Here is a 24624-nt window from a genome sequence, read left to right as displayed (position 1 = left end):
GCAACCCGAACGGCAGAACCTACACGCTCAACGCGGTGTATCCCGGCTTGATCTGGGAATTGATGATCGCCAGCCGGTCATCGAACGGAATGAAGGCACTCTTCATGGCATTGACCGTGAGCCATTGCAGATCCGACCAGCTGTAGTCGAATACCTCAGCGAGCAGCCCCATCTCGCGAGTCATCGTCGTCCCGCTCATCAGGCGGTTGTCGGTGTTCACCGTCACCCTGAAATGGAGCCGGCGCAGCAGGCCGATCGGGTGCGCGGCGATGGATGTCGCCGCCCCGGTCTGCACATTCGACGACGGGCACATCTCCAGCGGAATCCGCTTGTCCCGCACGTACTGGGCCAGCCTGCCCAGCTGAGCGGAGGACACCCGTTCCTCCAGCGTGCCGCCCGATGAGCTGAGGTCGTCGATGATGCGGACGCCGTGCCCGAGCCGGTCCGCGCCACACCACTGGATGGCTTCCCAGATCGACGGCAACCCGAACGCCTCGCCGGCGTGAATGGTGAAATGGAAGTTCTCGCGTCGCAGGTACTCGAACGCGTCGAGATGGCGGGTGGGCGGAAAGCCTGCCTCGGCACCGGCGATATCGAACCCCACGACTCCCCGGTCCCGGTACGCCACGGCGAGCTCGGCGATCTCACGCGAGCGAGCGGCGTGCCGCATCGCCGTGGCAAGGGTGCCGATCCGGATCTGCTGTCCCTTCTCGGACGCGGCCTGGACCCCGTGCGCGAAACCTTCGAGGGTCGCGTCCACCGCCTCCGACAGGCTCAGCCCGCCCGCCACGTGCTGCTCCGGTGCCCAGCGGATCTCGGCGTACACCACGCCGTCGTCGGCGAGGTCCTGCGCGCACTCGCTGGCGACGCGGTGCAGGCCCTCCCTCGTCTGCATCACGGCGACGGTGTGATCGAAGGTCTCCAGGTACCGCACGAGCGAGCCCGAGCTCGCGGACTCGATGAACCACTGGCCCAGTTCCTCGGCGTCCGTACTGGGCAACTGGTCGTCGTAGTCGATCGAGCGGGCGAGGTCGATGATCGTCTGCGGGCGCAGACCGCCGTCGAGATGGTCGTGCAACACCACCTTGGGAGCGGTGCGAATGGTCGTCGGATTCAATTCGGCAGGCATGCTCACACGCTATCGACTCCGCCGGCCGGCACGAACATAGACTGGCCCTCATGAGCGCCGACACCGAGTTGACACCGCTGAGCGAGACGACCGAGCAGGACGACGCCGAGGGCACCACCTCGCACGACCTCCCGCTGTCCGCGGGCCTGGCCAAGGCCATCTCCGAGAACTGGGAGGCGGCGCCCCGGATGCCGCACCCGGCGAACCGCAGCGGTCAGGTCACACCCGGCGCCGACACCTACGCCCGCAACCGGGCCGCCCTGTCCGCCGCCTTTTCGGGCGAGCTGGTGGCGGTTCCGGCCGGGGTGCTGAAGGTGCGGGCCAACGACACCGACTACGAGTTCCGCGCCTGGTCGGGCTTCAGCTGGCTGACCGGTGAGACGGTCGAGGGCGCCGTCCTGGTGCTGGCTCCGGCCGCGAACGGCACGGGGCACGAGGCGGCTCTCTACATTCGCGAGTACGCCGGTCCCGGCGAGACCGGCTACTTCACCGACCGGCTGTACGGGGCGCTCTGGGTCGGCAACGTCCCGACCGTCGAGGACACCGCCACGGTGCTGGACCTGCCGGTTCGCCCGCTGTCCGAACTGGCCCGGGACCTGCGCGCGTACGGCGGCCCGGTGGCAGCACCCCGGGGCATTGACCCGCAGCTGGACGCCCTGCTCCCGGGCGCCCGCGCGGAACGGCTGGAGCAGGTGATCGACGAGCTGCGCCTGACCAAGGACGCCTGGGAGATCGAGCAGCTTCAAGCGGCCTGCGATGCCACGGCCCGGGGCTTCACCGATGTGGTCGGCGAGATCCCGGCCGTGCTCGCCGCCGGCGGCCGCCGGGGCGAGCGCTGGCTCGAAGGGACGTTCTGGCGACGGGCCCGGATGGAGGGCAACGAGGTCGGGTACGGCTCCATCCTGGGCGCCGGCCGGCACGCCACGACCCTGCACTGGTGGCGCAACGACGGGAACCTGGACGCCGGCCAACTGCTGCTCGCCGACATGGGTGTCGAGGTCGATTCGCTGTTCACCGCCGACGTCACCCGGACCATGCCGGTCGGCGGAGAGTGGAGCGACACCCAGCGCACGCTCTACAACGCCGTCCTGGAGGCACAAGAGGCCGGCATCAGCGAGGTCAAGGCGGGCGCAGAGTTCCTGTCAGCGCACAAGGCCGCCATGTGGGTACTCGCCGACCATCTGCACTCGTGGGGCATCCTGCCGGTGACGGCCGATGTTGCCTGTGCCGAGGACCCCGAGGCCCCGGGAGCGGGCCTGCACCGGCGCTACACGCTGCACGGCGTCAGCCACATGCTGGGCATCGACGTCCACGACTGCGCCGCCGCGCGCGACGAGACCTACCGCAACGGTGCACTGAGCGCCGGCTACGTCCTGACGGTGGAGCCGGGCCTGTACTTCCAGCCGAACGACCTGTCCGTGCCGGCCGAATGGCGGGGCATCGGCATCCGGATCGAGGACGACATCCTGGTCACCGACGGGGCACCGGTGAACCTGTCCGCGTCGCTGCCCCGGGACCCCGACGAGATCACGGCGTGGATGCGGGACGCGCAGTCCCGTCCCGTCGCGCCGTAACCAGGCACCGTCGATGCCGGCCAACGACCGGGTCAGCACCACCGGTGACCTGCTCGTCCCGGCTGGCAGCGGCATCCCGGGCGGTCTGGTGCTGCCCGCCACGGAGCTCGTCGAGCGGTTCTCGCGCTCGTCCGGGCCCGGCGGGCAAGGGGTCAACACCACCGACAGCCGGGTGGAGCTGCGCTTCGACATCGCCCGGTCGGCGGCGTTCACGGACCTGCAGCGCTCCCGGGCGTTGCAGGAACTGGCGCCACGGCTGGTCGACGGGGTGCTCACGATCGCGGCGTCGGAGCACCGGTCCCAGCTGCAGAACCGGATCGCCGCGCGGGCACGCCTGGTGAACTACCTGCGGGACGCACTCCTTCCGCCGCCGCCACCTCGCCGGGCCACCAAGCCGTCTCGTCGGGCGCGGCAGCGCCGGCTGGACTCAAAGAAACAGCGGGGCGAGCTCAAGGCCGGCCGGGCGCGGGTTCGCGATGACTGACAAGGCTCAGCTGAGCAGATTCAGGGACGCGGACCTGCGAGTGGCGGCTGTGGTGGCGACTGCTCCTCGTTCGTAGGCTGGTCGACCAGCTGTTCAGCGGAGGCCGCCGGCTGCTCGGCAGAGGTGGCCGCCCGGTCGAAGCTCGGCGGCACCCTGCGGATGTGGCGCGACATCGAGCGGTACAGGAAGTACACCGCCACGACGAGCAGCAACAGGACGAACAACCCGATCGGGCTGCCCTTGCCGGTGTCGGAGTCGGCGAGCACGACCGAGGCTGACAGCAGCGGCGCGGTCACGATCTCTCGGCCTTCTCGCGCACCCCGGCGAACAGGTCGTCCTCGGGAAGGTCGGTGTCGACCAGCGACCGCGCGAGCTCGAACTGCTCCCAGGGGAACACCTCGCGCTGCACGTCCAGCGGGATCTTGAAGAACCAGCCCTCCGGGTCGACCTGGGTGGCGTGCGCCAGCAGGGCCGCGTCCCGGCGGTCGAACTGATCGGCGCAGTGCACCTTCGTCGTCACGGTGGGCACGCGCCGGTCCTTCGCGCGCTCCTCCCAGTTGGCTATCCACTCCTCGTACGGGGACTCGATGTTCCGCTCGACCATGGCGTTGTGCAGCGCCTCGATGCGCTCGCGGGTGAACGTCACGTCGTAATACAGCTTCAACGGCTGCCACGGGTCACCGGCATCCGGGAACGCCTCGATGTCGCCCGCCGCCTCGAACGCCGCGACCGAGACGTTGTGGCACATGATGTGGTCAGGATGCGGATACCCGCCGTTCTCGTCATAGGTGGTCATGACGTGCGGACGGAACTGGCGCACCAGCTCGACGAGCGCCCGGGTCGACTCCGCCAGCGGAACCAGCCCGAAGCAGCCCTCGGGCAGTGGCGGCAGCGGGTCGCCCTCGGGCAGGCCGGAGTCGACGAACCCGAGCCAGTGATGCTTCACGCCCAGGATGCGCTGCGCCTGAGCCATCTCGGTGCGCCGGATCTCACGGATGTTGGCCTCGATCTCGGGACGGTCCTTCAGCGCCGGGTTCAGCACGTCACCGCGCTCGCCGCCGGTACAGCTGACCACCAGGACCTCGACACCCTCGTCCACGTACTTGGCCATGGTTGCCGCGCCCTTGCTCGACTCGTCGTCGGGATGGGCGTGCACGCACATCAGCCGGAGCGGCTCACGGGCGTCGGTGGGTGGAACAGCGGCGGGTGGAACAGCGGCGGAGTTGTCGGACACAGCTCCATTGTCCCCGATGCTGCCGGATTACGGGAGCGCCGGGGTGGGAAGCATCGCGGCCAGGTGGCCCAACCAGCCCGGCCGGTGTTACGTTTTGAAGCTTCTGGCACCTGCCAGACCCGTGATTGACCGCATTTGGGAGTTTCACCGTGAGCACCGACTCTTCCTCAACGAGCTGGCTGACCCAGGAGGCTTTCGACCGCCTCTCGAAGGAGCTGGCGGAGTTGGTGGCCAACCGGCCCGCCATGGCGCAAGAGATCAACGACCGCCGCGAAGAGGGCGACCTCAAAGAGAACGGTGGCTACCACGCCGCCCGCGAGGAGCAGGGCAAGCAGGAGGGCCGCATCATGCAGCTCACCCAGCTGCTGCGTGAGGCCAAGGTGGGTGAGGCCCCGACCACCTCCGGGCAGGCCGGCCCCGGCATGGTGGTGACCGTCCGCTTCGACGGCGACGACGACACCGAGACCTTCCTGATCGGCTCCCGCGAGGAGTCGGGCACCACCGAGCTGGACGTCTACTCCTCCGCCTCGCCGCTGGGCAGGGCGCTCACCGGCTCGAAGGAGGGCGACACCGTGTCGTACCCGACGCCGACCGGAAAGACGCTGAGTGTCACCTTGCTGAGCGCGAAGCCATACACTCCGTAGCCGATCGGGCGTTCGCTGCGTAGCGTCGTTGGGGTGACTGAAGCTCCCGACATCTCCACGCTGGGCGCGCTGCGCGCGTCCGGTCACGTCCACCGTGTCGTCAAGGCCGAAATCCGGCAGAACCTGATCGCCCGCCTGGCCGCGGGCGAGCTGACCCTTCCCGGCATTGTCGGTTTCTCCGACACCGTCATCCCCGAGGTCGAGCGGGCCCTGCTGGCCGGCCACGACATCGTCCTGCTGGGCGAGCGCGGCCAGGGCAAGACCCGGCTGATCCGTACCCTCGTCGGGCTGCTCGACGAATGGACGCCGGTTCTCGCCGGCTCCGAGATCAACGAGCACCCGTACGCCCCGATCACGCCCGCCGCGCACCGGCTGACAGCCGAGCTGGGCGACGACCTGCCGATCAGCTGGAAGCACCGCAGCGAGCGCTACGGCGAGAAGCTTGCGACGCCGGACACCTCGGTCGGCGACCTGATCGGCGACATCGACCCCATCAAGGTCGCCGAGGGCCGGTCGCTCGGAGACCCCGAGACGGTGCACTACGGGCTGGTCCCGCGTACCAATCGCGGCATCTTCGCCATCAACGAGCTGCCCGACCTCGCCGAGCGAATCCAGGTCGCCATGCTCAACGTCCTGGAGGAGCGCGACATCCAGGTACGCGGCTACCAGCTTCGGCTGCCGCTGGACCTGCTGCTGGTGGCCAGCGCCAACCCCGAGGACTACACCAACCGCGGCCGCATCATCACCCCGCTCAAGGACCGGTTCGGCGCCGAGATACGGACCCACTACCCCCTCGAACTGGACGACGAGCTGCGCCTGATCGCGCAGGAGGCGGCCGTGCTCTGGGGCGACGAGACGGACGGGGACGGTACCGCGCACGCGGCCCCGCTCGTCCCCTCGCACCTGATCGAGGTGGTCGCCCGGTTCGCCCGCGCGGTCCGGGACGCGCCCCAGGTCGACCAGCGCTCCGGCGTCTCGGCCCGGTTCGCCATCGCCGCGGTCGAGACGGTGGCCGCCTCCGCGGTCCGGCGGGCGGCCATCAACGGTGAGCCGATCGCCGTCGCCCGGGTCGCCGACCTGCCCGCCATCGTTCCGGCCTCCCGCGGCAAGGTCGAGTTCGAGGACGCCGACGAGGGCCGGGAGTTCGAGGTGCTGGAACACCTGCTGCGGCGGGCCATCGCCGAGACCTACCGCGCCCGGCTGGCAGGACTCGACCTGCGCCCGCTGCAGCAGAAGTTCGACGCCGGCCTGCTGGTGGAGTCCGGTGACACGGTGTCGGCCGACCGGTTGCTGGAACAGCTCGGAACCATCCCGGGGCTCTCGTCGCTGCTGGAGCGCCTGGAGCCGGACAGCGTGCACGAGGGACCGGCCACGGTCGGCATCGCCGCGGCCGCCGTGGAGTTCGCGCTGGAGGGGCTGTACCTGAACAAGCGGCTGGCGAAGGATTCCGCGGGCAGCAGGACGGTGTACGGCGCATGAGTATCCGGTACGGGGCCTGGCAGGGCGGCGCCGACCCATTGGAGTCGCCGTACGACATCCGCGGCGCCCTGGACGACATCGGCGAGGACGTGCTGGCGGGGATGTCGCCCCGCAACGCGCTGAATCGACTGATGCGCAAGGGGTTGTCCGGACGCGACGGGCTCGACGCGCTGCGCCAGCAGGCCCGCAACCGGGCTCGCCAACTGCGCAAGTCGAGTCGCCTGGACGGCACGCTGGAGCAGGTGCGCGCTCTGCTCGACACCGCATTGGAGAAGGAACGCGCCGCGCTCTTCCCCGATCCCGGCGACGCTGCCCGGCTGGCCGAGAGCGAACTCGACGCGCTGCCCCAGGACACCTCCCGGGCCGTCCGGCAGCTCAGCGACTACCAGTGGCGCTCACCCGAAGCGGCCGCGGCGTACGAGGAGATCTCGAACCTGCTGCGGTCAGAGGTGCTGGACGCCCAGTTCGCCGGTCTGCGCGACGCTCTGTCCAATCCCGATCCGCGGGCGATGGAGCAGATCAAGCAGATGCTCGCCGACCTGAACGAGCTGCTGGACGCCGATGCCCGTGGCGAGCACACCCCCGAGCAGTTCGACGAGTTTCTGGCCAAGCACGGGGCCTTCTTTCCCGAGAACCCCGCCGACCTGGCCGAGCTGGTGGATTCCCTGGCGCGCAGGGCAGCCGCCGCGGAACGGCTGATGAACTCCCTCACTCCCGAGCAGCGCGCCGAGCTGGGGGCGTTGATGGATCAGGCGTTGGGGCAGGCCGGCCTGGCGGATCAGCTGGCCCAGCTGCAGCAGTCCCTGCGCTCGGCACGGCCGGACCTGCCCTGGGGCGGCTCCGAGCGAATGACCGGGGATCAGCCGATGGGCTATGCCGATGGCACCGAGGCGTTGTCCGAACTCGCCGACCTGGACGAGCTTGCCGAACTGGCCCAGCAGGACTATCCCGGGGCCAGCCTGAGTGACATCGACGAGGAGCTGGTCGAACGTGCCCTCGGACGCCAGGCGGTCGAGGACCTGGAGCAACTGCGCCGGATCGAGCGTGAGCTGCAGCGGCAGGGCTACCTGAAACAGAACGGCAACGGGCTCGAGCTCAGCCCCCGCGCACTGCGCAGACTGGGATCCACCGCGCTGCGCAAGGTGTTCGCCACCCTGGAGGCAGCCGGGCGCGGTGAGCACGACGTCCGCGACGCCGGAGCGGCGGGTGAGATCACCGGGTCCAGCAGGGAATGGCGTTTCGGTGACGAGCAACCGCTGGACGTCGTCCGCACCGTTCGCAACGCGGTGCTCCGCACCGGGCCCACCACCGGACGGGTGCGACTGACCGCCGACGACTTCGAGGTGATCGAGACCGAGCGACGGTCCTCGGCGGCGGTGGCCCTGCTGGTCGACATGTCGTACTCCATGGAATTGCGCGGGGCCTGGGGCGAGGCGAAGACGACCGCCCTTGCCCTGCACGCCCTGGTCAGCACGAAGTATCCGCAGGACGCCATCGAGATCATCGGCTTCTCCGACTACGCCCGGACGATGACCCCGCGCGATCTGGTCAACCACGACTGGCAACGGGTGTACGGCACCAATCTGCAGCACGCGCTCATGCTGGCGCGCAGGCATCTGGACCGCCACCGTGGCGCGGAGCCGGTGATCCTGGTGATCACCGATGGTGAACCGACCGCACACCTGGCCGCTGACGGCTACTCCGACTTCGCCTGGCCGCCGTCGATGGAGACGGTGGCCGCGACCCTGGCCGAAGTGGAGCGGTGCACCCGCCGCGGCGCCACCATCAACATTTTCATGCTCGACAACGAGCCGCGCCTGGTGGACTTCATGCAAGAGGTCGGCCGCCGCAACGGTGGCCGGGTCTTCTTGCCCAAAAGCGGATCGCTCGGCGAGTACGTGGTGGCCGACTACCTCAAGAACCGAGGCGGTCGCCGCCGCGTCGGCTGACCGGCCACGCACCTTCCAGCGGCCAGCTCGTCAGCTGGCCGCTCACCCCTGCCAGGTGGCCGGCCCGGCACTTTCCTTGCCGGCCACCGGTGTCTTAGCGGGCGCTCTTGGCGGCCGTCTTGCGAGCGGTGGTCTTGCGTGCCGCAGCGGTCTTGGCGGGAGCGGCTGCCTTCTTGGCGGGAGCGGCCTTGGCGGTTGCCGTCTTCGCCGGGCTGGCCTTGCGCCCGGTCGACTTGGCCGCCGACTTGGCCGGTGCGGACTTGGCTGCGGTGGTGGTCTTGGCGGGGGCCGACTTGGCAGCCGTGCTCCCGGTAGCGGTGCTCTTGGTGGCCGTGCTCCCGGTAGCGGTGCTCTTGGCAGCCGTGCTCTTGGTGGCCGTGCTCCCGGTAGCGGTGCTCTTGGCGGCGGGAGCGGCTGCCTTGGCGGTGCGCGTGCTCTTGGCCGGAGCGGCCGACGCGTCCGGTGCGGCGGTCTTCGCGGCACCGCGGGTCGCCCGGGTGCCGTTCGTGGCCGGAGCAGCCTGGGCGGCAGCCGTCCTGGACGCGGCCTTCTTGGCCGGAGCCTTGGTGACCTTGCGGCGGCCGGCGATGATCTCCTTGAACTCCGTGCCGGGACGGAACGCGGGGACCGAGGTCTTCTTGACCCGGACCTTGTCCCCCGTCGCCGGGTTGCGACCGATGCGAGCGGCGCGATCGCGCTTCTCGAACGCGCCGAAGCCGGTGAGGATGACCTTCTCACCCCTCACCACGTTCGCGTAGATCTCGTCGGTGATGGCGTCGAGGATCCGCGCCGTGGACTTGTGATCGGCATTCAGTCGAGCCGCGACGGCGTCGATGAATTGGGTCTTGTTCAAGCTTCTCTCCCTAATGTGTTGTGTTACCAGCGGAAAGTGTGACACCAATCGATCTTGAATGTGAAATGACACCGCAAGGACGTGTCGAAAACTTTCCCCAGACCCTGCTCGGCTGTCGCAATTGCCGCGATCTCTCCTGGTAATACTGCTCTCCGCCGGCCCCGGGCGCACCCTGACCGCGAGACGGATCTGCGCAGCCACGGCGCGAACCCGCTCATAGCAAGGCAGATCGCGGCGTGCCAGGGCCGGACCGGCCGGGTTCCTTCGTAGCGGCAAGGGTAAATCCTCGCCGGATGAATGGCGCTCAGAGCCCGCGCAGCCGACGAGCGCCCAGATCGTCACGGGTGGACACCCGAGCCAGCACGATCCTGGCGCTGAGCACGTGCGCGCCCTCGGCTGCTGCCACCAGCGGCTCCAGCGTGCATCCGACCACCTCGGGCAGCTCATCGGCAAGCCGGGACAGCCGCAGGGCCATCTCCACCAGCGCGGGCACGTCAGCCGGTTCGGCGCCCCCGTACCCGGTCAGCAGCGGGAATGCCTTGGGACCACTGATCAATTCCGCGGCGTCCAGGGACGTCAGCGGCACCACCGCGTAGGCCCGGTCGTGGAGCAGATCGGTCGCCAGGCCGCCGACCCCGAAGGAGATCAGCGAGCCGAAGGAGCGATCGTCGTGCATCTGCAGGATGGTGTCGACGCCGCGTGGTGCCATGAGCTGGACGACGGCCTCGGATTGCCCGGTGAGGTCGAGGGATTGCCACGCCTCGGCGACATCACGGGCGCCGGCGAGGTGCAGCCGCACCGCGCCAGGGACCTTCAGCGCCACCGGCCAGCCGAGTTCGGCCGCCGCCGCGTCCACGGCGGCCGACTGCCCTCGTACGGTCCGGCAGGGCACCAACGTGATCCCGAAGTACCCGAGCAGGCGGTGTGATTGCGCCAGCGACAGGGCTTGGCCGGCCGGCTCGGCCGCCATCAGAGCGTCCGCGTACTGCCGTGCTGCCTCGGGATCGACGCCGGACAGTTCCGGAACCTGGCCACCATCTCGCCGCCGCCACTGGGCGTACCGCATCACCTGCGCCAGGGCGGTGACCGCACGTTCCGGTGAGGAGTACGACGGAATCGAGCCACGCGTCGGGAAGAACTCGCCCGGCACGGCGAGGGCTGCCGGAATGCCGTGGAATCCCAGGAAGGTGGACAACACCGGCTTCGCCTGTCCCCCGATGGCGCCGCGCAACTGCCGCGCCACCTCGTCCTCTTCGCCCCTGCGCATGGGGGGAACGAAGATGGTCACCACCGCATCCACGTCCTCGGCAGCAAGGGCAGTCCGCAGCGCGTCGCCGAACTCGACGGGGCTGGCGTCCACCCCGACATCGACGAGCCGGGCCAACGGCAGGCCGGCGGTGGCCAGCGCGTCGGCGACGAGTACGCCCAGGGCGGTGGAATGGCCCACCACGGCAACACGATCACCGGTGGGCAACGGCTGGGTGGTCAGCAGCATCGCCACGTCGAACAGTTCGGCAAGGGTTTCGGTACGGATCACCCCCGACGCCTCGAAGAGGGCCTGCACGCTCGCTTCAGGCACCTCCACGGAGGTGTGCTGCAGGCCTGCCACCATGGAGCCCCGGCCACTCTTGACTGCGACGATCGGCTTGCGCCTGGCGAACCGGCGAGCCAGCCTGGCGAACTTGCGCGGGTTGCCGAAACTTTCCAGGTACAGCAGCGCGATCTCGGTCGCCGGATCGCCTTCCCAGTACTGCAGCAGGTCATTGCCGGACACGTCGGCGCGGTTGCCGGCCGACACGAAGGTCGACACTCCGATTCCCCGGCGGGCGGCCTCGCCGAGCACCGCCACTCCGAGCGCCCCGGATTGGCAGAAGAATCCAACCCGTCCCGGCAGCGGGGCGACTGGCGCGAGCGAGGCGTTCAGCGAGACGCCGGCATCGGTGTTGATCACTCCGAGGCAGTTCGGGCCGACCACCCGCATTCCGTGCGCCCGCGCCTGCGAGACCAGCCGCCGCTGGGCGTCGTGTCCCTGGCTGCGCGAATGCTGGTCACCCGATTCGCCGAAGCCGGCGGAGATGACGATCAGTCCGTGCACGCCGCGCGCCCCGCACTCGGCCACCACCTCGCCGACGTCGGACGCCGGAACTACCAGTACCGCGAGGTCGACCTCGCCCGGGACATCACGGATGCTCGGGTAGGCCAGCACGCCATTGATCGAGCGGGCATGCGGATTGACCGGATAGATGGGACCGGTGAACGGCGTCCGCTGCAGATTCTCCAGCACCAGGTGGCCGATCTTGCCGGGGTCGGCGCTGGCGCCGATGACGGCCACCGACGTCGGGAACAGCAGCCGCCGGATCGAGCGGGATTCCGCGCGCAGCTCACGTTCCCGCATCACCTTCTCGGTCCGCTCGGTGGCGGCGATGTCGAACTCCAGAGTCACCTCGGAACCGTCACGGTGCCGGCTGGGTTGGAAGCCGGCGTCGAGGAACACCCGCATCATCGTGAGATTCTCAGCCAGCACCAGTGCCTCGAACCGCTCGATGCCGCGCTCGCGGCCGATCTGCGCCAGATGCTCCAGCAGCACCGAGCCGATGCCCCGTCCCTGATGCTCGTCGGCCACCACGAAGGCGACCTCGGCGACCCTGCCCAGCCGGGTCGGATCGTTGTCGGGCAATCGATCGAAGCGACCCACCGCGATGATCTCGCCGCCGAGCCACACCGCGAGCGCGACCCGATCGATGTGGTCCACATGGGTGAACCGGATCAGGTCCCGTTGCGGAATGATGGGATAGGCCGAGAAGTAGCGCAGGTAGCGGGTCCGGACGGACAGCCTTGCGTGAAAGGCCACCAGCGCGTCCGCGTCGCCGGGCGTCAGCGGCCGCAGGTGCACGGTGCCGCCGTCCGACGCCACCACATCGGCCTCCCAGCGCGGCGGGTAACCCTCGTGGTCCGCGTCAGTCACGGGGATCCTGGGGGTCCAGGCCCAGCAACGGGAAACTCGCGTTCCGGGTGGCCCAGATGGAGCGGTCGAGCCAGGACTCGCCACCGGGCATCCAGAGCTCCGGTGCGGGTGTCCGGCCCTCGCCCATGGTCTCGGGCAGTGTCGTGGTCACACCTCGCGAGCGCAGATTCCGCGACCAGGACGGGGGAATCTCGGTATCCGGACGAAGCGGCCGTCCGGACACTTCGGCCAGCAGGTGGGTCCAGGTCCGGGGTACGCAACGCAGCGCGCCGTAGCCGCCACCGCCGAGGGCCAGCCACTTGCCGGCCGCCGCCCGGTGTGCCAGCTGGTGCAATGCCGCGTAGGCCGCTCGCTGGCCGTCGACGGTGAGCGCCAGATCGGCCAGCGGGTCCTCGTGATGGGTGTCGCAACCGCACTGGGTCACCAGGATCTCCGGACGGAACGCGGTGACCGCGCTGGGCACCACGGCGTTGAACGCGCGCAACCAGCCGTCGTCGGCAGTCCCTGGTGGAACAGCCAGGTTCACCGCGGTGCCCTCACCCGCGCCGGTGCCGGTCTCGGTCGCCGTGCCGGTGCCTGGATAGAGCGTTCGCGGGTCCTGGTGCACCGACAGGGTCAGCACCCGCGGATCGTCGTAGAAGGCGGCCTGGACGCCGTCACCGTGGTGCACGTCGATGTCGACGTAGGCGATCCGCTGAGCCCCGGCATCCAGCAGCGCGCGGATGGCGACCACCACGTCGTTGATCACGCAGAATCCGGCCGCGCTGTCGCGCATCGCGTGGTGCAGCCCACCGGCGATGTTGACCGCGTGCTGGCTGCGACCGCTCCAGACGTCGAGCGCCGCCATCCGGGACCCACCGGCGATCAGCGAGGCGGCCTCGAACATCCCCTCGAACACCGGGTTGTCCGCGCTGCCGAGTCCGAAGCCGACGTAGCCCGGGTCAGCGCTCGCCGCGCTGATCGCGTCGAGGTAGTCCGGGCTGTGGACTTCGAGCAGCTGTGCGCGGTCGGCCGGGTGCGGCTCGATCACGGTGAGGTGGTCGAGCACGCCGAGCTCGCGCGCCAGCGAGACGGTCAGGTCCAGGCGCACCGGAGTCATCGGATGCTCGCCGAAGTCATATCCGAGGTAGCCGTCGCCCCACACGAACGTGGCGGCACAACCGGCCGTCCCGCGACTGAACATCTGATCGCTGCCGGTCTCGCGCTCTGAGCCCATGGCACTCACGGTATCGCCGCGATAGACATCCCACGGCGAGCACGCCTGCCGAGGCAGCCTCTTTTCGCGGCCTTCTCCACGCCGGCGAGCGGTCCATCTCGGTGATCCTCTTGGCTAGCTCGGTGATGTTCGCCATACTCACTGGTAGCTGTTCCTCAGTCGCGCAAACCTCGCCTGCTGATCGGAAGTGCCAATGATGTCGGTGTCCGTCGAGCTCAAGTCGTTCAACCGCGCTGTCGAGGACCTGCGCGCGGCCGTCCGGTCACTGCACGGCAGGTACGGCGACGTGCCGGCCGTGAGCCGGTTGCGCAACGACCTGGAGCGGCTCGAGATCGACGTCCGGGACCTGGCCGCGTTACCGATTCTGCGGTCCGGCACGGCCACCGTGGAGATGCAGCAGCTCACCGACGAGCCGTACGACACCGCGATGTGGGCCGAGGACGCCGACGACGAGGGCCTTGGCGGCTACCGCGGCACCTCGCGATGACCCGGATCGATCCGGTCGGCTCAGCAGCCGGTGGTCGCCACTCGCGGGAAGCGACCGCGGCAGCAGACACGGCAGCGACGGACATGGCGACACCGGCACCGATAGCGACAGCGGGCCCGGGTCGGCGACAGCGCGGAACCGGTGTGAACTCAGCCGGTCGGGCGCGCATCGGTGCTCGGACCCTGCGCACCGACCGCTGGTGGATGCCGCAGCTCATCACCGGCGCGGTGCTCGGATTGTTCGCGATCTACGCCACCCTGCGGGCGTTCCAGAACGGCGACTACTACTCCGAGCCGTACCTGACACCGCTGTACTCACCGTGCCTCAGCACGACGTGCGTGCCGAACTCCAGCGACTTCGGCACGCCGGTCGGTCATTGGTTCCCACTCTCGCCGGCGATCATCGTCTTGATCTTTCCGCTGGGCTTCCGGATGACCTGCTACTACTACCGCAAGGCGTACTACCGCGCGTTCTGGATGTCACCGCCTGCCTGCGCGGTGGCGGAGCCGCATGCCCGCTACAGCGGCGAGACACGGTTTCCCCTGATCCTGCAGAACATCCACCGGTACTTCTGGTACGTGGCCATGCTGTTCTCGGTCATCCTCAGCTACGACGCGATCCTGGGCTTCCGCGACGAGCGCGGGCGATGGGGCCACGCGGGGCTGGGCACCCTGATCCTGCTGGTGAACGCGGCGCTGATCTGGGCGTACACGCTGTCCTGCCACTCCTGCCGCCACATCACCGGAGGAAGGCTGAAGCACTTCTCGCAACACCCCATGCGGTACTGGGCCTGGACGAAGGTGTCCGCGCTCAATGCCCGGCACATGCAGCTCGCCTGGGTTTCGCTGGTGTGGCTGGTGGTGACCGACTTCTACATCCTGCTGCTCGCCCGCGGCGCCCTGTCCGACGTCCGATTCTTCTAGCAACGACACCTCAACACCGAGGGACCCCGCTGATGACCGAATACGAAGAGCACCGCTACGACGTCGTGATCATCGGCGCGGGTGGAGCGGGCCTGCGCGCCGCGATCGCCGCCCGTGAGGCCGGCATGCGGACCGCCATCATTTGCAAGTCGCTGTTCGGCAAGGCGCACACCGTGATGGCGGAGGGCGGCATCGCGGCATCGATGGGCAACGCCAACGCCCGGGACAACTGGCAGGTGCACTTCCGCGACACCATGCGCGGCGGCAAGTTCCTGAACAACCCGCGGATGGCCGAGCTGCACGCGAAGGAGGCGCCGGACCGGGTCTGGGAGCTCGAGACGTACGGGGCGCTGTTCGACCGGACCGCCGACGGCAAGATCAGCCAGCGAAACTTCGGCGGCCACGAGTACCCCCGGCTCGCGCACGTCGGCGACCGGACCGGCCTGGAGCTGATCCGCACGCTGCAGCAGAAGATCGTCTCACTCCAGCAGGATGACGGCGCGCACTCCGATGGCCGGCACTCCGACGGCGCGCATTCCAACGGCGTTCGCTCCAATGGCTCGCACTCGCATGCCGCCACGGCGTCCGAGGGCAAGCTCAAGGTCTTCGCCGAGCTGACCGTCACGGAGCTGCTGCGCGACGCCGGTGGCGCGATCGCCGGCGTGTTCGGCTACTGGCGCGAGTCCGGCAGGTTCGTAGTGCTGCGCGCGCCTGCCGTGGTGCTGGCGACCGGAGGAATCGGCAAATCGTTCAAGGTGACCTCGAACTCGTGGGAGTACACCGGCGACGGCCATGCCCTGGCGTTGCGGGCGGGTTCCACCTTGCTGAACATGGAGTTCGTCCAGTTTCACCCGACCGGAATGGTGTGGCCGCCGTCGGTGAAGGGCATTCTCGTCACCGAGTCGGTCCGCGGCGACGGCGGCGTACTGCGCAACTCCGAGGGCACCCGCTTCATGTTCGACTACGTTCCGGACGTCTTCCGCAAGAGCTACGCCCAGACCGAGGACGAGGCCGACCGCTGGTACTCAGACCCCGAGCACAACAAGCGGCCACCGGAGCTGCTGCCCCGCGATGAGGTTGCCCGAGCGATCAATTCCGAGGTCAAGGCGGGGCGCGGATCGCCGCACGGCGGGGTTTTCCTCGACGTCTCAACGCGATTGCCTGCCGAAGAGATCATCCGCCGACTGCCGTCGATGCACCACCAGTTCAAGGAGTTGGCCGATGTCGACATCACCAAGGAGCCGATGGAGGTCGGTCCCACCTGCCATTACGTGATGGGCGGTGTCGAGGTGAATCCCGACACCGCGGCCGCGACCGGGGTTCCGGGACTGTTCGCCGCCGGCGAGGTGGCGGGTGGCATGCACGGTTCGAATCGGCTCGGTGGCAACTCGCTGTCGGACCTGCTGGTGTTCGGTCGCCGGGCCGGGATCAGCGCCGCCGAGTACGTGACGGGGCTCGCGGGGCGGTACCCGGCGGTCAGCGAATCGTCGGTGGCGACGGCGGCCACCGCGGCTCTGGCACCGTTCCAGACGGACGCAGGCGAGAACCCGTACACACTGCACCAGGAACTGCAGCAGACGATGAACGACCTGGTGGGCATCATCCGCAAGGCCGCCGAGATGCGTCACGCTTTGGACCGGCTCGCTGACCTGAAGGTGCGGGCGACAAGAGTCTGCGTCGAGGGCCACCGTCAGTTCAATCCCGGCTGGCATCTGGCGCTGGATCTGCGCAACATGATCGCCGTCAGCGAATGCGTCGCTCGGGCCGCGCTGTTGCGCGAGGAGAGCCGCGGCGGGCACACCCGGGACGACTTCCCGGCGATGAGCGCGGAGTGGCGCCGCAAGAACCTGGTGTGTGCGGGCACGGTCACCCCGGCCGGCGTGGTTGACATCTCGGTGTCGGAGCAACCGATTCCCGACATCCGCCCGGACCTGTTGCGGCTGTTCGAGTCCGACGAGCTGTCGAAGTACCTGACCGAATCCGAACTCCCCGCACAGCTCGCCAAGGAGACCCGATGAGCGTTCGCGCGAAGGAAAAGGACCAGCGATGAGCTATGACGCGAAGTTCCGGGTCTGGCGCGGTGACGCGACGGCCGGGGAGCTGCGAGATTTCACCGTGGCGGTCAACGAGGGCGAGGTCGTCCTCGACATCATCCACCGGCTGCAGGCGACCCAGGCCTCGGACCTGGCGGTGCGCTGGAACTGCAAGGCCGGCAAGTGCGGTTCCTGCAGCGCGGAGATCAACGGGCGGCCGCGGCTGCTGTGCATGACCCGGATGTCCACCTTCACCGAGACCGAGACCATCACGGTCACACCGCTGCGCGCATTCCCGGTCATCCGCGACCTGGTCACCGACGTCTCGTTCAACTACCAGAAGGCCCGCGAGATCCCGTCCTTCGCGCCGCCGAAGGACCTCGCGCCGGGTGAGTACCGGATGCAGCAGGTCGACGTCCAGCGGTCCCAGGAGTTCCGCAAGTGCATCGAGTGCTTCCTGTGCCAGGACACCTGCCACGTGGTGCGTGACCACGAGGAGAACAAGGAGTCCTTCGCCGGGCCGCGGTTCCTGATGCGGATAGCGGAGCTGGACATGCACCCCCTGGACAGCCTGGACCGCAAACGCCAGGCCCAGGACGAGCACGGCCTCGGCTTCTGCAACATCACCAAGTGCTGCTCGGACGTCTGCCCGGAACACATCAAGATCACCGACAACGCGCTGATCCCGATGAAGGAACGGGTGGCCGACACCAGGTATGACCCGCTGGTGTGGCTGGGAAACAAGATCCGCCGCCGGAGCTAGCCCGCAACGAATGCCGGGCGAATAGCTCTCAGGCCAGCGCGGCGGTGAGGTCGGCGAGCAGGTCGTCGATGTCCTCGATGCCGACGGACAGCCGGATCAGGTCCGCGGGCACTTCGAGCAGGGAGCCGGCCACGCTCGCGTGAGTCATCCGGTGCGGGTGCTCGATCAGTGACTCGACCCCGCCGAGGGACTCCCCCAGCGTGAACACCTCGGTCAGCTCGCAGGCCTTCAACGCGGCCTCTTCGCCGGCGCGCACCCGGAACGACACCATGCCGCCGAAGCCGGTCATCTGACGCGCGGCAACCTCGTGGTTCGGGTGGCTGGGCAGCCCCGGGTACAGCACCGTGGACACCGCCGGGTGCTCGCCGAGGAACTCGACGATCCGCTCGGCGTTCGCGCAGTGCCGATCCATCCGTACGCCGAGGGTCTTGATGCCGCGCAGCACCAGCCAGGCGTCGAACGGCCCGCTGACGGCACCCATCGCGTTCTGGTGGAAGGCCAACTGCTCGCCGAGCTCGGCGTCGGCCGCGACCAGCGCGCCACCCACCACATCGGAGTGACCGCCCAGGTACTTGGTGGTGGAGTGCACGACGACGTCGGCGCCGAGCGCCAGGGGCTGCTGCAGGTACGGCGAGGCGAAGGTGTTGTCGACCACGACGGTGGCCTGCTGGCTGTGCCCGATCTCGGCCAGCGCGGCGATGTCGATGACGTTGAGCAACGGGTTGGTCGGCGTCTCGATCCAGACCACCGTGGTGTTCGGGCGCATCGCGGCCGCCACCGCGGCGGGATCGTGCATGGCGACGGGCGTGTGCTCGACACCCCATCGGCTCAGCACCCGGGAGATGAGCCGGAAGGTGCCGCCGTAGGCGTCGTTCGGCAGCAGCACGTGGTCACCCGGGGCGCACAGCGTCCGCAGCGCGGCGTCCTCCGCTGCCAAACCCGAGGCGAAGGCCAGCCCGCGGGCGCCGTTCTCCAGCGCCGCCAGGCATTCCTCCAGAGCGGTACGGGTCGGGTTCGCCGACCGGCTGTACTCATAACCCGATCGCAGCCCGCCGACACCGTCCTGCTTGTACGTCGATGTCTGGTAGATCGGCACCACAACGGCGCCGGTCGTGGCGTCCGCCTCTTGCCCCGCGTGGATCGCTCGGGTGTTGAAGCCACGGTGGTCTGCGGCTCCGCTGCCGCCGGAAGAAGAGGTCATGCCCCCACGATACGTGTCGACATTTGCCTCACACTGGACGCACAGCACTAGCCTGCGGGATACCGCTCGTCCTGACAGTATGGTGATCATGATGATGCGCAGGCGGGGCTCAGTCGCCGCGCTCGTCATCGGTGCCGGCGCGCTCACGCTTGCGGCGCATGGAATTACCAGTGGCGAGTCCCGCCTTGCCAGCACGGCCGGCTCATCGCCGTCTCCCAGGCACATCGAGATCGCGGCGCCCCTGCCGACGTCCTCCGCGACTTCATCGGCCCTACCCACACCATCAGCCACACCCACGCCGACGCCATCAGCCAGCCGATCGATGCCCCAGGACACCTCACCGGCCGGTATCGATGCCTCGCTGCTGCAGCTGTTCGGCTCACCTAGCGCGTACTCCGCCGCCGCGGTGGACCTGGTCACCGGACGCTCCGTCACGCTGGGCGCCGGCAGCGAGATGTACGCGGCGAGCGCCATCAAGCTGAACTTCCTGGAAACGATGCTCTATCAGCACCAGCAGAGCGGTGAGGAACTGACCAGCGACGAGCAGGCCGACGCCACCGCCATGATCGAGCAGAGCGACAACGACGCGGCCGACCGGGTCTGGCGCGACGCCGGAGCGAGCGACGGGATCAACGCCTACAACCAGATCGCCGGTCTCACCAGCACCACGATGGACCCGGACGGCTACTGGGGCCTGTCGACCTCCTCCGCGGCCGATCAGATCATCCTGCTGCGCAACCTGACGTCGTCCTCATCGCTGTTGAACGCGGCCTCGCGCGCGTACGCCCTCGACCTGATGAGCAACGTCGACCCGGATCAGCGGTGGGGTGTCAGCGTGGCGGCCGACGCGGGCACCGCGACGGCCGACAAGAACGGCTGGCTCGCCATCGATCCCGACAACGACCTGTGGGCGGTGAACAGCCTCGGCGTGCTCACCGTCCACGGGCATCCGGTGCTGATGGCGGTGCTCAGCCAGCACGAGCCGGACTTTCAGACGGGCGTGGACCGGGTCGAGCAGGCCGCGGCCGAGCTCTCCGCCGGGCTGGGCTGATCGCAGCGGACGCGCCCCCAGCCCGACGCCGAGGCTAGCGGCTGCTGGTGAGGTGGCCGAGCAGGTCCTGGCGGGTCAGCACGCCCGCCGGCTTGCCGTCGATGTGAACCAGCAGGGCGTCGGCGCTCTCCAGCGCGGTGACCGCGCTGCTGACCGGCTCTCCGGAGCCGATGATCGGGAGCACGGCCGACATGTGCTTCTCCAGCGGGTCCGCCAGGGTCGCGTCGCCGGCGAAGAGCGCGTCCAGCAGCACCTTCTCCGACACCGATCCGACGACCTCGCCGGCGGTGACCGGCGGTTCGGCCCCGACGACGGGCATCTGGGACACCCCGTACTCGCGCAGGATGTCGATGGCGTCGCGCACCGTCTCGTTGGGGTGGCCGTGGACCAGCGCCGGGGTTCCGCCGTCCTTGTCGAGCAGCACCTCGCCGACCGTGATCGCGCCCGGCGTCTCGAGGAATCCGTAGTCGCTCATCCACTTGTCCGAGAAGATCTTGGCCAGGTAGCCGCGGCCGCCGTCGGGCAGCAGGACGACGATGACGTCGTCCGGGGCGGCCTTCTCGGCGACCCGCAGCGCGGCGGCAACCGCCATGCCGCAGGAGCCGCCGACCAGCATGCCCTCCTCGCGAGCCAGCCGGCGAGTCATGTCGAACGAGTCGCGGTCGGACACCGCGATGATCTCGTCCGGGATGCTGCGGTCGAACGCCTCGGGCCAGAAGTCCTCACCGACCCCCTCGACCAGGTACGGACGGCCGGTACCGCCGGAGTACACCGAGCCCTCGGGGTCCGCGCCGATGATCCGGACGGGACCGCCCGCGCGGTGGGCCGACATCTCTTTCAGGTAGCGGCCGGTGCCCGAGATGGTGCCGCCGGTGCCGACCCCGGTGACGAAGTGGGTGATCCTGCCGTCCGTCTGGTCCCAGACCTCGGGGCCGGTGCTCTCGTAGTGCGACAGGGCGTTGCTGGGATTGGCGTACTGGTTGGGCTTCCACGCGCCCGGGATCTCACGGGTGAGGCGGTCCGACACCTGGTAGTAGGAACGCGGATCCTCGGGCGCGACCGCGGTGGGGCAGACCACCGTCCGGGCGCCGTAGGCCTGCAGAATGCTGATCTTGTCCGCGGCGACCTTGTCCGGCAGGACGAACACGCAGTCGTAGCCACGCTGCTGCGCCACGATGGCCAGCCCCACCCCGGTGTTTCCCGACGTCGGCTCGACGATGGTGCCGCCCGGCTTGAGAGCACCGGACTTCTCGGCCTCGTCGATCATCCGCACGGCGACCCGGTCCTTGACCGACCCGCCCGGATTGAAGTATTCGACCTTGGCCAGCACGATCGGTGCCTTCGCCGGGTCGAGGTGGCTGGTGACGCTGCGAAGCTGAACGAGCGGGGTGTCGCCGATCAGGTCCACGAGCGATGTGTAGTAGCGCATAGCGCAAAGGTTAACCTCGACAGTGCACCCAAGAGACCCGAACCCGCGGACGGGAAGTGACACATGAGCCGTGCCTCCCGAGCACGCCGGGTGGTCACCGCCGCGGCGTTCGGCGGCGGCGGTCTCGGCGCGTTGAGCGCGGCCGCCGTCGGCGTCATCTACGGCGAGACGAAGCTGGCACGCCGCCGGATCACCCCGGCCGAGACCGATCCGCCACGCGCCGACGGGACGTGGTCGGCACCCGCGCTCGACACCACCGCCGAGCCACTGGTGCTCGCCATGCTCGGTGACTCCTCCGCCGCCGGCTACGGCGTGCACGTCGACGCCGACACCCCGGCGGCGAAGATCGCGGTGGGGCTGTCCCGGCTCTCGCAGCGGCCGGTCCGGCTGCGAAACGTCGCGATGGTCGGCGCCCAGACCTCCGACCTGGTGCGCCAGGTGGCCTTGGTGATGCCCGAGCGGCCGGACCTGGCCGTGATCATGGTCGGGACGAACGACGTCACCCATCGCATCCGGGCCTCGGAGTCCGTTCGGCACCTCAATGCCGCGCTGGCCGCGCTGACCGAGGCCGACGTCGACTTCGTCCTGGGGACGTGCCCGGACCTGGGAACCATCCGCCCCATCGCCCAACCGCTGCGCTGGCTGGCTCGCCGGCTCTCGCGCACGCTGGCCGCCGCCCAGGCCGTGGCGGTGGTGGCCGCCGGCGGACGCGCCGTGAGTCTCGGCGACATCCTGGGCCGGGAGTTCGCGGCGCGGCGGGAGTTCTTCTCCGACGACCAGTTCCATCCGTCCGCGATCGGCTATGCCCGGGCGGCCGAGGTGCTGCTGCCCTCCGCCGCGGCGGCGCTCGGGCTGACCACCGTGTCGCAGCCGGCCGGACCGTTCACCTCGACCCGGGCCCGCCCGGTCGCCCGAGCCGCTGCCCGGGCGGCGAGCCTGCCCGGTACCGAGGTGGTCGGTGCCGAGGTGCGGGGCGAGCGCACCGGACGTCGCGGGCCGTGGGCGCGGTTGACCCGTCGGCGTACGGAAACCGTGATACCGACCACGTCCACCGACGCGGACCCCCGCCAGCCTGCCACCATGGGTCGGACCGACCAGTCGGTCTGACAGCCATCACACCGCGGCCTGGATCGGCCGCAGATCGGAGCCGGATCATGCCTGAGGCAGTCATCGTCGCCACCGCCCGCTCGCCCATCGGCCGAGCCGGCAAGGGATCACTGGCCACCATGCGCCCGGACGACCTCGCCGCCCAGATGGTGTCAGCCGCGCTGGCCAAGGTTCCCGAGCTGGACCCGAGGGACATCGACGACCTGATGCTCGGCTGTGGCCTGCCCGGCGGCGAGCAGGGCTACAACATGGCCAAGATCGTCTCCGGGCTGCTGGGCTACGACTTCCTGCCCGGGGTCACGGTGACCCGGTACTGCTCGTCGTCGCTGCAGACCACCCGGATGGCGATGCACGCGATCAAGGCCGGTGAGGGTGACGTGTTCATCTCGGCCGGCGTCGAGACGGTGTCCCGCTTCGGAAAGGGCTCGTCGGACGGCCTGCCCGACACCAAGAACCCCCTGTTCACCGACGCGCAGGCACGGACCGAGGCGGTTGCGGCCGAGGGGACCGACGAGTGGCAGGATCCGCGCGAGAGCGGTGAGCTACCCGACGCCTACATCCCGATGGGCCAGACGGCCGAGAACCTGGCGCGGCTGAGGGGCGTCTCGCGGGAAGAGATGGACCACTTCGGCGTCCGCTCGCAGAACCTGGCCGAGAAGGCGATCGCCAACGGCTTCTGGGCCAGAGAGATCACTCCGGTGACGCTGCCGTCCGGCGAGGTCGTCAGCTCCGACGACGGCCCCCGGGCCGGCGTGAACTACGAGGCCGTGTCGAAGCTCAAGCCGGTCTTCCGCCCGGACGGACGGATCACGGCCGGCAACTGCTGCGCGCTCAACGACGGGGCGGCCGCGCTGGTGATCATGAGTGAAACCAAGGCTGCCCAGCTCGGCCTGACCCCGCTGGCCCGGATCGTCTCGACCGGCGTGACCGCCCTGTCGCCCGAGATCATGGGCCTGGGACCGGTCGGTGCGTCGCAGCAGGCTCTGGCCCGCGCCGGGATGTCGATCGCGGACATCGACCTGGTCGAGATCAATGAGGCCTTTGCCGCGCAGGTGATCCCCTCGTATCAGGAGCTGGGCATCAACCTGGACCGGTTGAACGTCAACGGCGGGTCCATCGCGGTCGGGCACCCGTTCGGCATGACCGGAGCCCGCATCGCCACCACCCTGATCAACTCGTTGCAGACGCACGACAAGCAGTTCGGGCTCGAGACGATGTGCGTCGGCGGTGGCCAGGGCATGGCGATGATCCTCGAGCGGCTCTCGTTGTGTCTGGTGCTAGTCGTTTCGTCCGGTCAGGTAGCTGAGCAGTCGCAGGATCTCCAGGTACAGCCACACGAGGGTGACCAGCAGGCCCCACGACAGGTACCAGCCGACCTTCTCGTCCACGCCGCGGCGGACCGACTGCTCGATCATGTCGAAGTCGATGATCAGGTTCGACGCCGCGATCACGATGCACAGCAGGCTGAAACCGATCGCGATGACCGGGCTCTGCGCGTCACGCAGACCGAGCCCGCCAGGCGTGAAGAAGCCCGCGACGAGGTTGACCAGCATCAGGCCGGCCACACCCAGGGTCGAGGCGAACACGATCTTGGTGAACTTGGGAGTCACCCGCACCGCGCCGGTCTTGTAGACCACCAGCACGCCGCCAGCCACCATGATGGTTCCGGTGACCGCCTGTACGACGATGCCCGGCCACTGCCGGTTGAACAGCTCGCTGATGCCCCCGAGCGCCAAGCCTTCGAGCGCGGCGTACGCGACGGCCGTGCCCGCGTTGGCCTTACCCGAGAAGCCCATGTAGAGCCCGAGCCCGAGCGCACCGATAAAGCCGACGCCTACGGTCAGCCCGACGGCGCTGTCCGGAACCGCGAACCACGCGAAGCCGGCCGCGACCAGCAGCGTGCCGAGCAGCACCAGCGACCGGGTGACGACATCGTCGATGGTCAGGTAGCGCGACGGTGCCACCGGAGCGGGCGGCTGCCCGAAGGACGGCTGGGCATACCAGTCGTTGAGCTGTGACGCCGAGGGCGGTGGTGGCACCGCACGTCCGCCCTGACCATTGGGCGCGGCCACGCCGGGTCGCCCGGTCTTTTCAAAGCCCCGC

Annotated in this window: 20 protein-coding genes and 1 pseudogene; 12 read left to right on the top strand and 9 right to left on the bottom strand. The window is 69.2% G+C overall.

The genetic code is table 11. From position 1 onward, the window contains the following. Positions 1-19: 19 nt before the first annotated feature. Positions 20-1129 carry an adenosine deaminase gene (locus RM423_RS10855; protein WP_311423047.1) on the bottom strand — a complete coding sequence of 370 codons (1110 nt, stop codon included), beginning with the start codon at positions 1127-1129 and terminating at the stop codon, positions 20-22. Between the two features lie 50 nt (positions 1130-1179). Between RM423_RS10855 and RM423_RS10850 the strand changes: the two genes are divergently transcribed. Together RM423_RS10850 and arfB are read left to right on the top strand one after the other, a co-directional pair. Beyond that, on the top strand, positions 1180-2703 hold the full coding sequence (locus RM423_RS10850; protein ID WP_311423046.1) for an aminopeptidase P family protein: 1524 nt from the start codon (positions 1180-1182) through the stop codon (positions 2701-2703). Positions 2704-2716: 13 nt separating this feature from the next. Beyond that, positions 2717-3187: an alternative ribosome rescue aminoacyl-tRNA hydrolase ArfB gene (gene arfB, locus RM423_RS10845; protein WP_311423045.1), complete on the top strand. Its 471-nt coding sequence runs from the start codon at positions 2717-2719 to the stop codon at positions 3185-3187. Between the two features lie 20 nt (positions 3188-3207). Here the strand turns inward: arfB and RM423_RS10840 are convergent, their stop codons facing one another. Together RM423_RS10840 and mca are read right to left on the bottom strand one after the other, a co-directional pair. Then, the gene (locus RM423_RS10840; RefSeq protein ID WP_311423044.1) at positions 3208-3483 is read right to left on the bottom strand and encodes a hypothetical protein; all 276 of its coding nucleotides are present in this window, start codon (positions 3481-3483) and stop codon (positions 3208-3210) included. Next, positions 3480-4349, bottom strand: coding sequence for a mycothiol conjugate amidase Mca (gene mca / locus RM423_RS10835; protein WP_396327683.1), 870 nt, complete (start codon positions 4347-4349; stop codon positions 3480-3482). The genes RM423_RS10840 and mca overlap by 4 nt, the downstream gene beginning before the upstream one ends. 221 nt (positions 4350-4570) lie before the next feature. Between mca and greA the strand changes: the two genes are divergently transcribed. Genes greA through RM423_RS10820 form a run of 3 tightly spaced genes read left to right on the top strand, consistent with a single transcriptional unit; the run spans position 4571 to position 8493 of the window. Next, positions 4571-5065: a transcription elongation factor GreA gene (greA, locus tag RM423_RS10830; protein WP_311423042.1), complete on the top strand. Its 495-nt coding sequence runs from the start codon at positions 4571-4573 to the stop codon at positions 5063-5065. Between the two features lie 3 nt (positions 5066-5068). Beyond that, positions 5069-6544, top strand: coding sequence for a sigma 54-interacting transcriptional regulator (locus RM423_RS10825; RefSeq protein WP_396327682.1), 1476 nt, complete (start codon positions 5069-5071; stop codon positions 6542-6544). Then, positions 6541-8493 carry a VWA domain-containing protein gene (locus RM423_RS10820; protein WP_311423040.1) on the top strand — a complete coding sequence of 651 codons (1953 nt, stop codon included), beginning with the start codon at positions 6541-6543 and terminating at the stop codon, positions 8491-8493. Before RM423_RS10825 ends, RM423_RS10820 begins: the two co-directional genes overlap by 4 nt. A gap of 94 nt (positions 8494-8587) precedes the next feature. On the opposite strand, the gene RM423_RS10815 is transcribed toward RM423_RS10820, so the two are convergent. The 3 genes from RM423_RS10815 to RM423_RS10805 all read right to left on the bottom strand — a co-directional run bounded on the left by RM423_RS10815 (position 8588) and on the right by RM423_RS10805 (position 13494). Then, a complete protein-coding gene (locus RM423_RS10815) occupies positions 8588-9346 on the bottom strand; it encodes an HU family DNA-binding protein (protein ID WP_311423039.1) in 759 nt (252 codons plus the stop codon). Between the two features lie 304 nt (positions 9347-9650). Further along, positions 9651-12311, bottom strand: a complete 2661-nt coding sequence (locus tag RM423_RS10810) for a bifunctional acetate--CoA ligase family protein/GNAT family N-acetyltransferase (RefSeq protein ID WP_311423038.1) — start codon at positions 12309-12311, stop codon at positions 9651-9653. After that, a complete protein-coding gene (locus RM423_RS10805) occupies positions 12304-13494 on the bottom strand; it encodes an acetoin utilization protein AcuC (RefSeq protein ID WP_396327681.1) in 1191 nt (396 codons plus the stop codon). Before RM423_RS10805 ends, RM423_RS10810 begins: the two co-directional genes overlap by 8 nt. A gap of 226 nt (positions 13495-13720) precedes the next feature. Between RM423_RS10805 and RM423_RS10800 the strand changes: the two genes are divergently transcribed. From RM423_RS10800 to RM423_RS10785, 4 genes are all read left to right on the top strand, one after another. Continuing rightward, complete coding sequence (locus tag RM423_RS10800) at positions 13721-14014, top strand: hypothetical protein (RefSeq protein WP_311423036.1); 294 nt, start codon at positions 13721-13723, stop codon at positions 14012-14014. Positions 14015-14097: 83 nt separating this feature from the next. Then, a complete protein-coding gene (locus RM423_RS10795) occupies positions 14098-14937 on the top strand; it encodes a hypothetical protein (RefSeq protein ID WP_396327678.1) in 840 nt (279 codons plus the stop codon). 32 nt (positions 14938-14969) lie between these two features. Beyond that, positions 14970-16955: a fumarate reductase/succinate dehydrogenase flavoprotein subunit gene (locus RM423_RS10790; protein ID WP_311423034.1), complete on the top strand. Its 1986-nt coding sequence runs from the start codon at positions 14970-14972 to the stop codon at positions 16953-16955. A 28-nt stretch (positions 16956-16983) separates the two neighbouring features. After that, the gene (locus RM423_RS10785; protein ID WP_311423033.1) at positions 16984-17733 is read left to right on the top strand and encodes a succinate dehydrogenase/fumarate reductase iron-sulfur subunit; all 750 of its coding nucleotides are present in this window, start codon (positions 16984-16986) and stop codon (positions 17731-17733) included. A gap of 28 nt (positions 17734-17761) precedes the next feature. On the opposite strand, the gene RM423_RS10780 is transcribed toward RM423_RS10785, so the two are convergent. After that, positions 17762-18934, bottom strand: coding sequence for a cystathionine gamma-synthase (locus RM423_RS10780; protein WP_311423032.1), 1173 nt, complete (start codon positions 18932-18934; stop codon positions 17762-17764). Between the two features lie 322 nt (positions 18935-19256). Between RM423_RS10780 and RM423_RS10775 the strand changes: the two genes are divergently transcribed. Further along, a complete protein-coding gene (locus RM423_RS10775) occupies positions 19257-19985 on the top strand; it encodes a serine hydrolase (protein WP_311423031.1) in 729 nt (242 codons plus the stop codon). 34 nt (positions 19986-20019) lie between these two features. On the opposite strand, the gene RM423_RS10770 is transcribed toward RM423_RS10775, so the two are convergent. Continuing rightward, positions 20020-21414, bottom strand: a complete 1395-nt coding sequence (locus tag RM423_RS10770; protein WP_311423030.1) for a cystathionine beta-synthase — start codon at positions 21412-21414, stop codon at positions 20020-20022. A 63-nt stretch (positions 21415-21477) separates the two neighbouring features. Between RM423_RS10770 and RM423_RS10765 the strand changes: the two genes are divergently transcribed. After that, a complete protein-coding gene (locus RM423_RS10765; protein ID WP_311423029.1) occupies positions 21478-22521 on the top strand; it encodes an SGNH/GDSL hydrolase family protein in 1044 nt (347 codons plus the stop codon). Positions 22522-22568: 47 nt separating this feature from the next. Continuing rightward, positions 22569-23786: pseudogene (locus tag RM423_RS10760) on the top strand (acetyl-CoA C-acetyltransferase); the annotation flags it as partial. Between the two features lie 12 nt (positions 23787-23798). Here RM423_RS10760 and RM423_RS25580 read toward each other — a convergent pair. Beyond that, positions 23799-24485, bottom strand: a complete 687-nt coding sequence (locus RM423_RS25580) for a Bax inhibitor-1/YccA family protein (protein ID WP_396327679.1) — start codon at positions 24483-24485, stop codon at positions 23799-23801. Between the last annotated feature and the right edge of the window lie 139 nt (positions 24486-24624).

It is taken from the genome of Jatrophihabitans lederbergiae (assembly GCF_031845305.1).
GTDB classification, from domain to species: domain Bacteria; phylum Actinomycetota; class Actinomycetes; order Mycobacteriales; family Jatrophihabitantaceae; genus Jatrophihabitans_A; species Jatrophihabitans_A lederbergiae.
The sequence above is the reverse complement of the archived record's forward strand: the minus strand, read 5'-3'. Positions and strand labels throughout refer to the sequence as shown.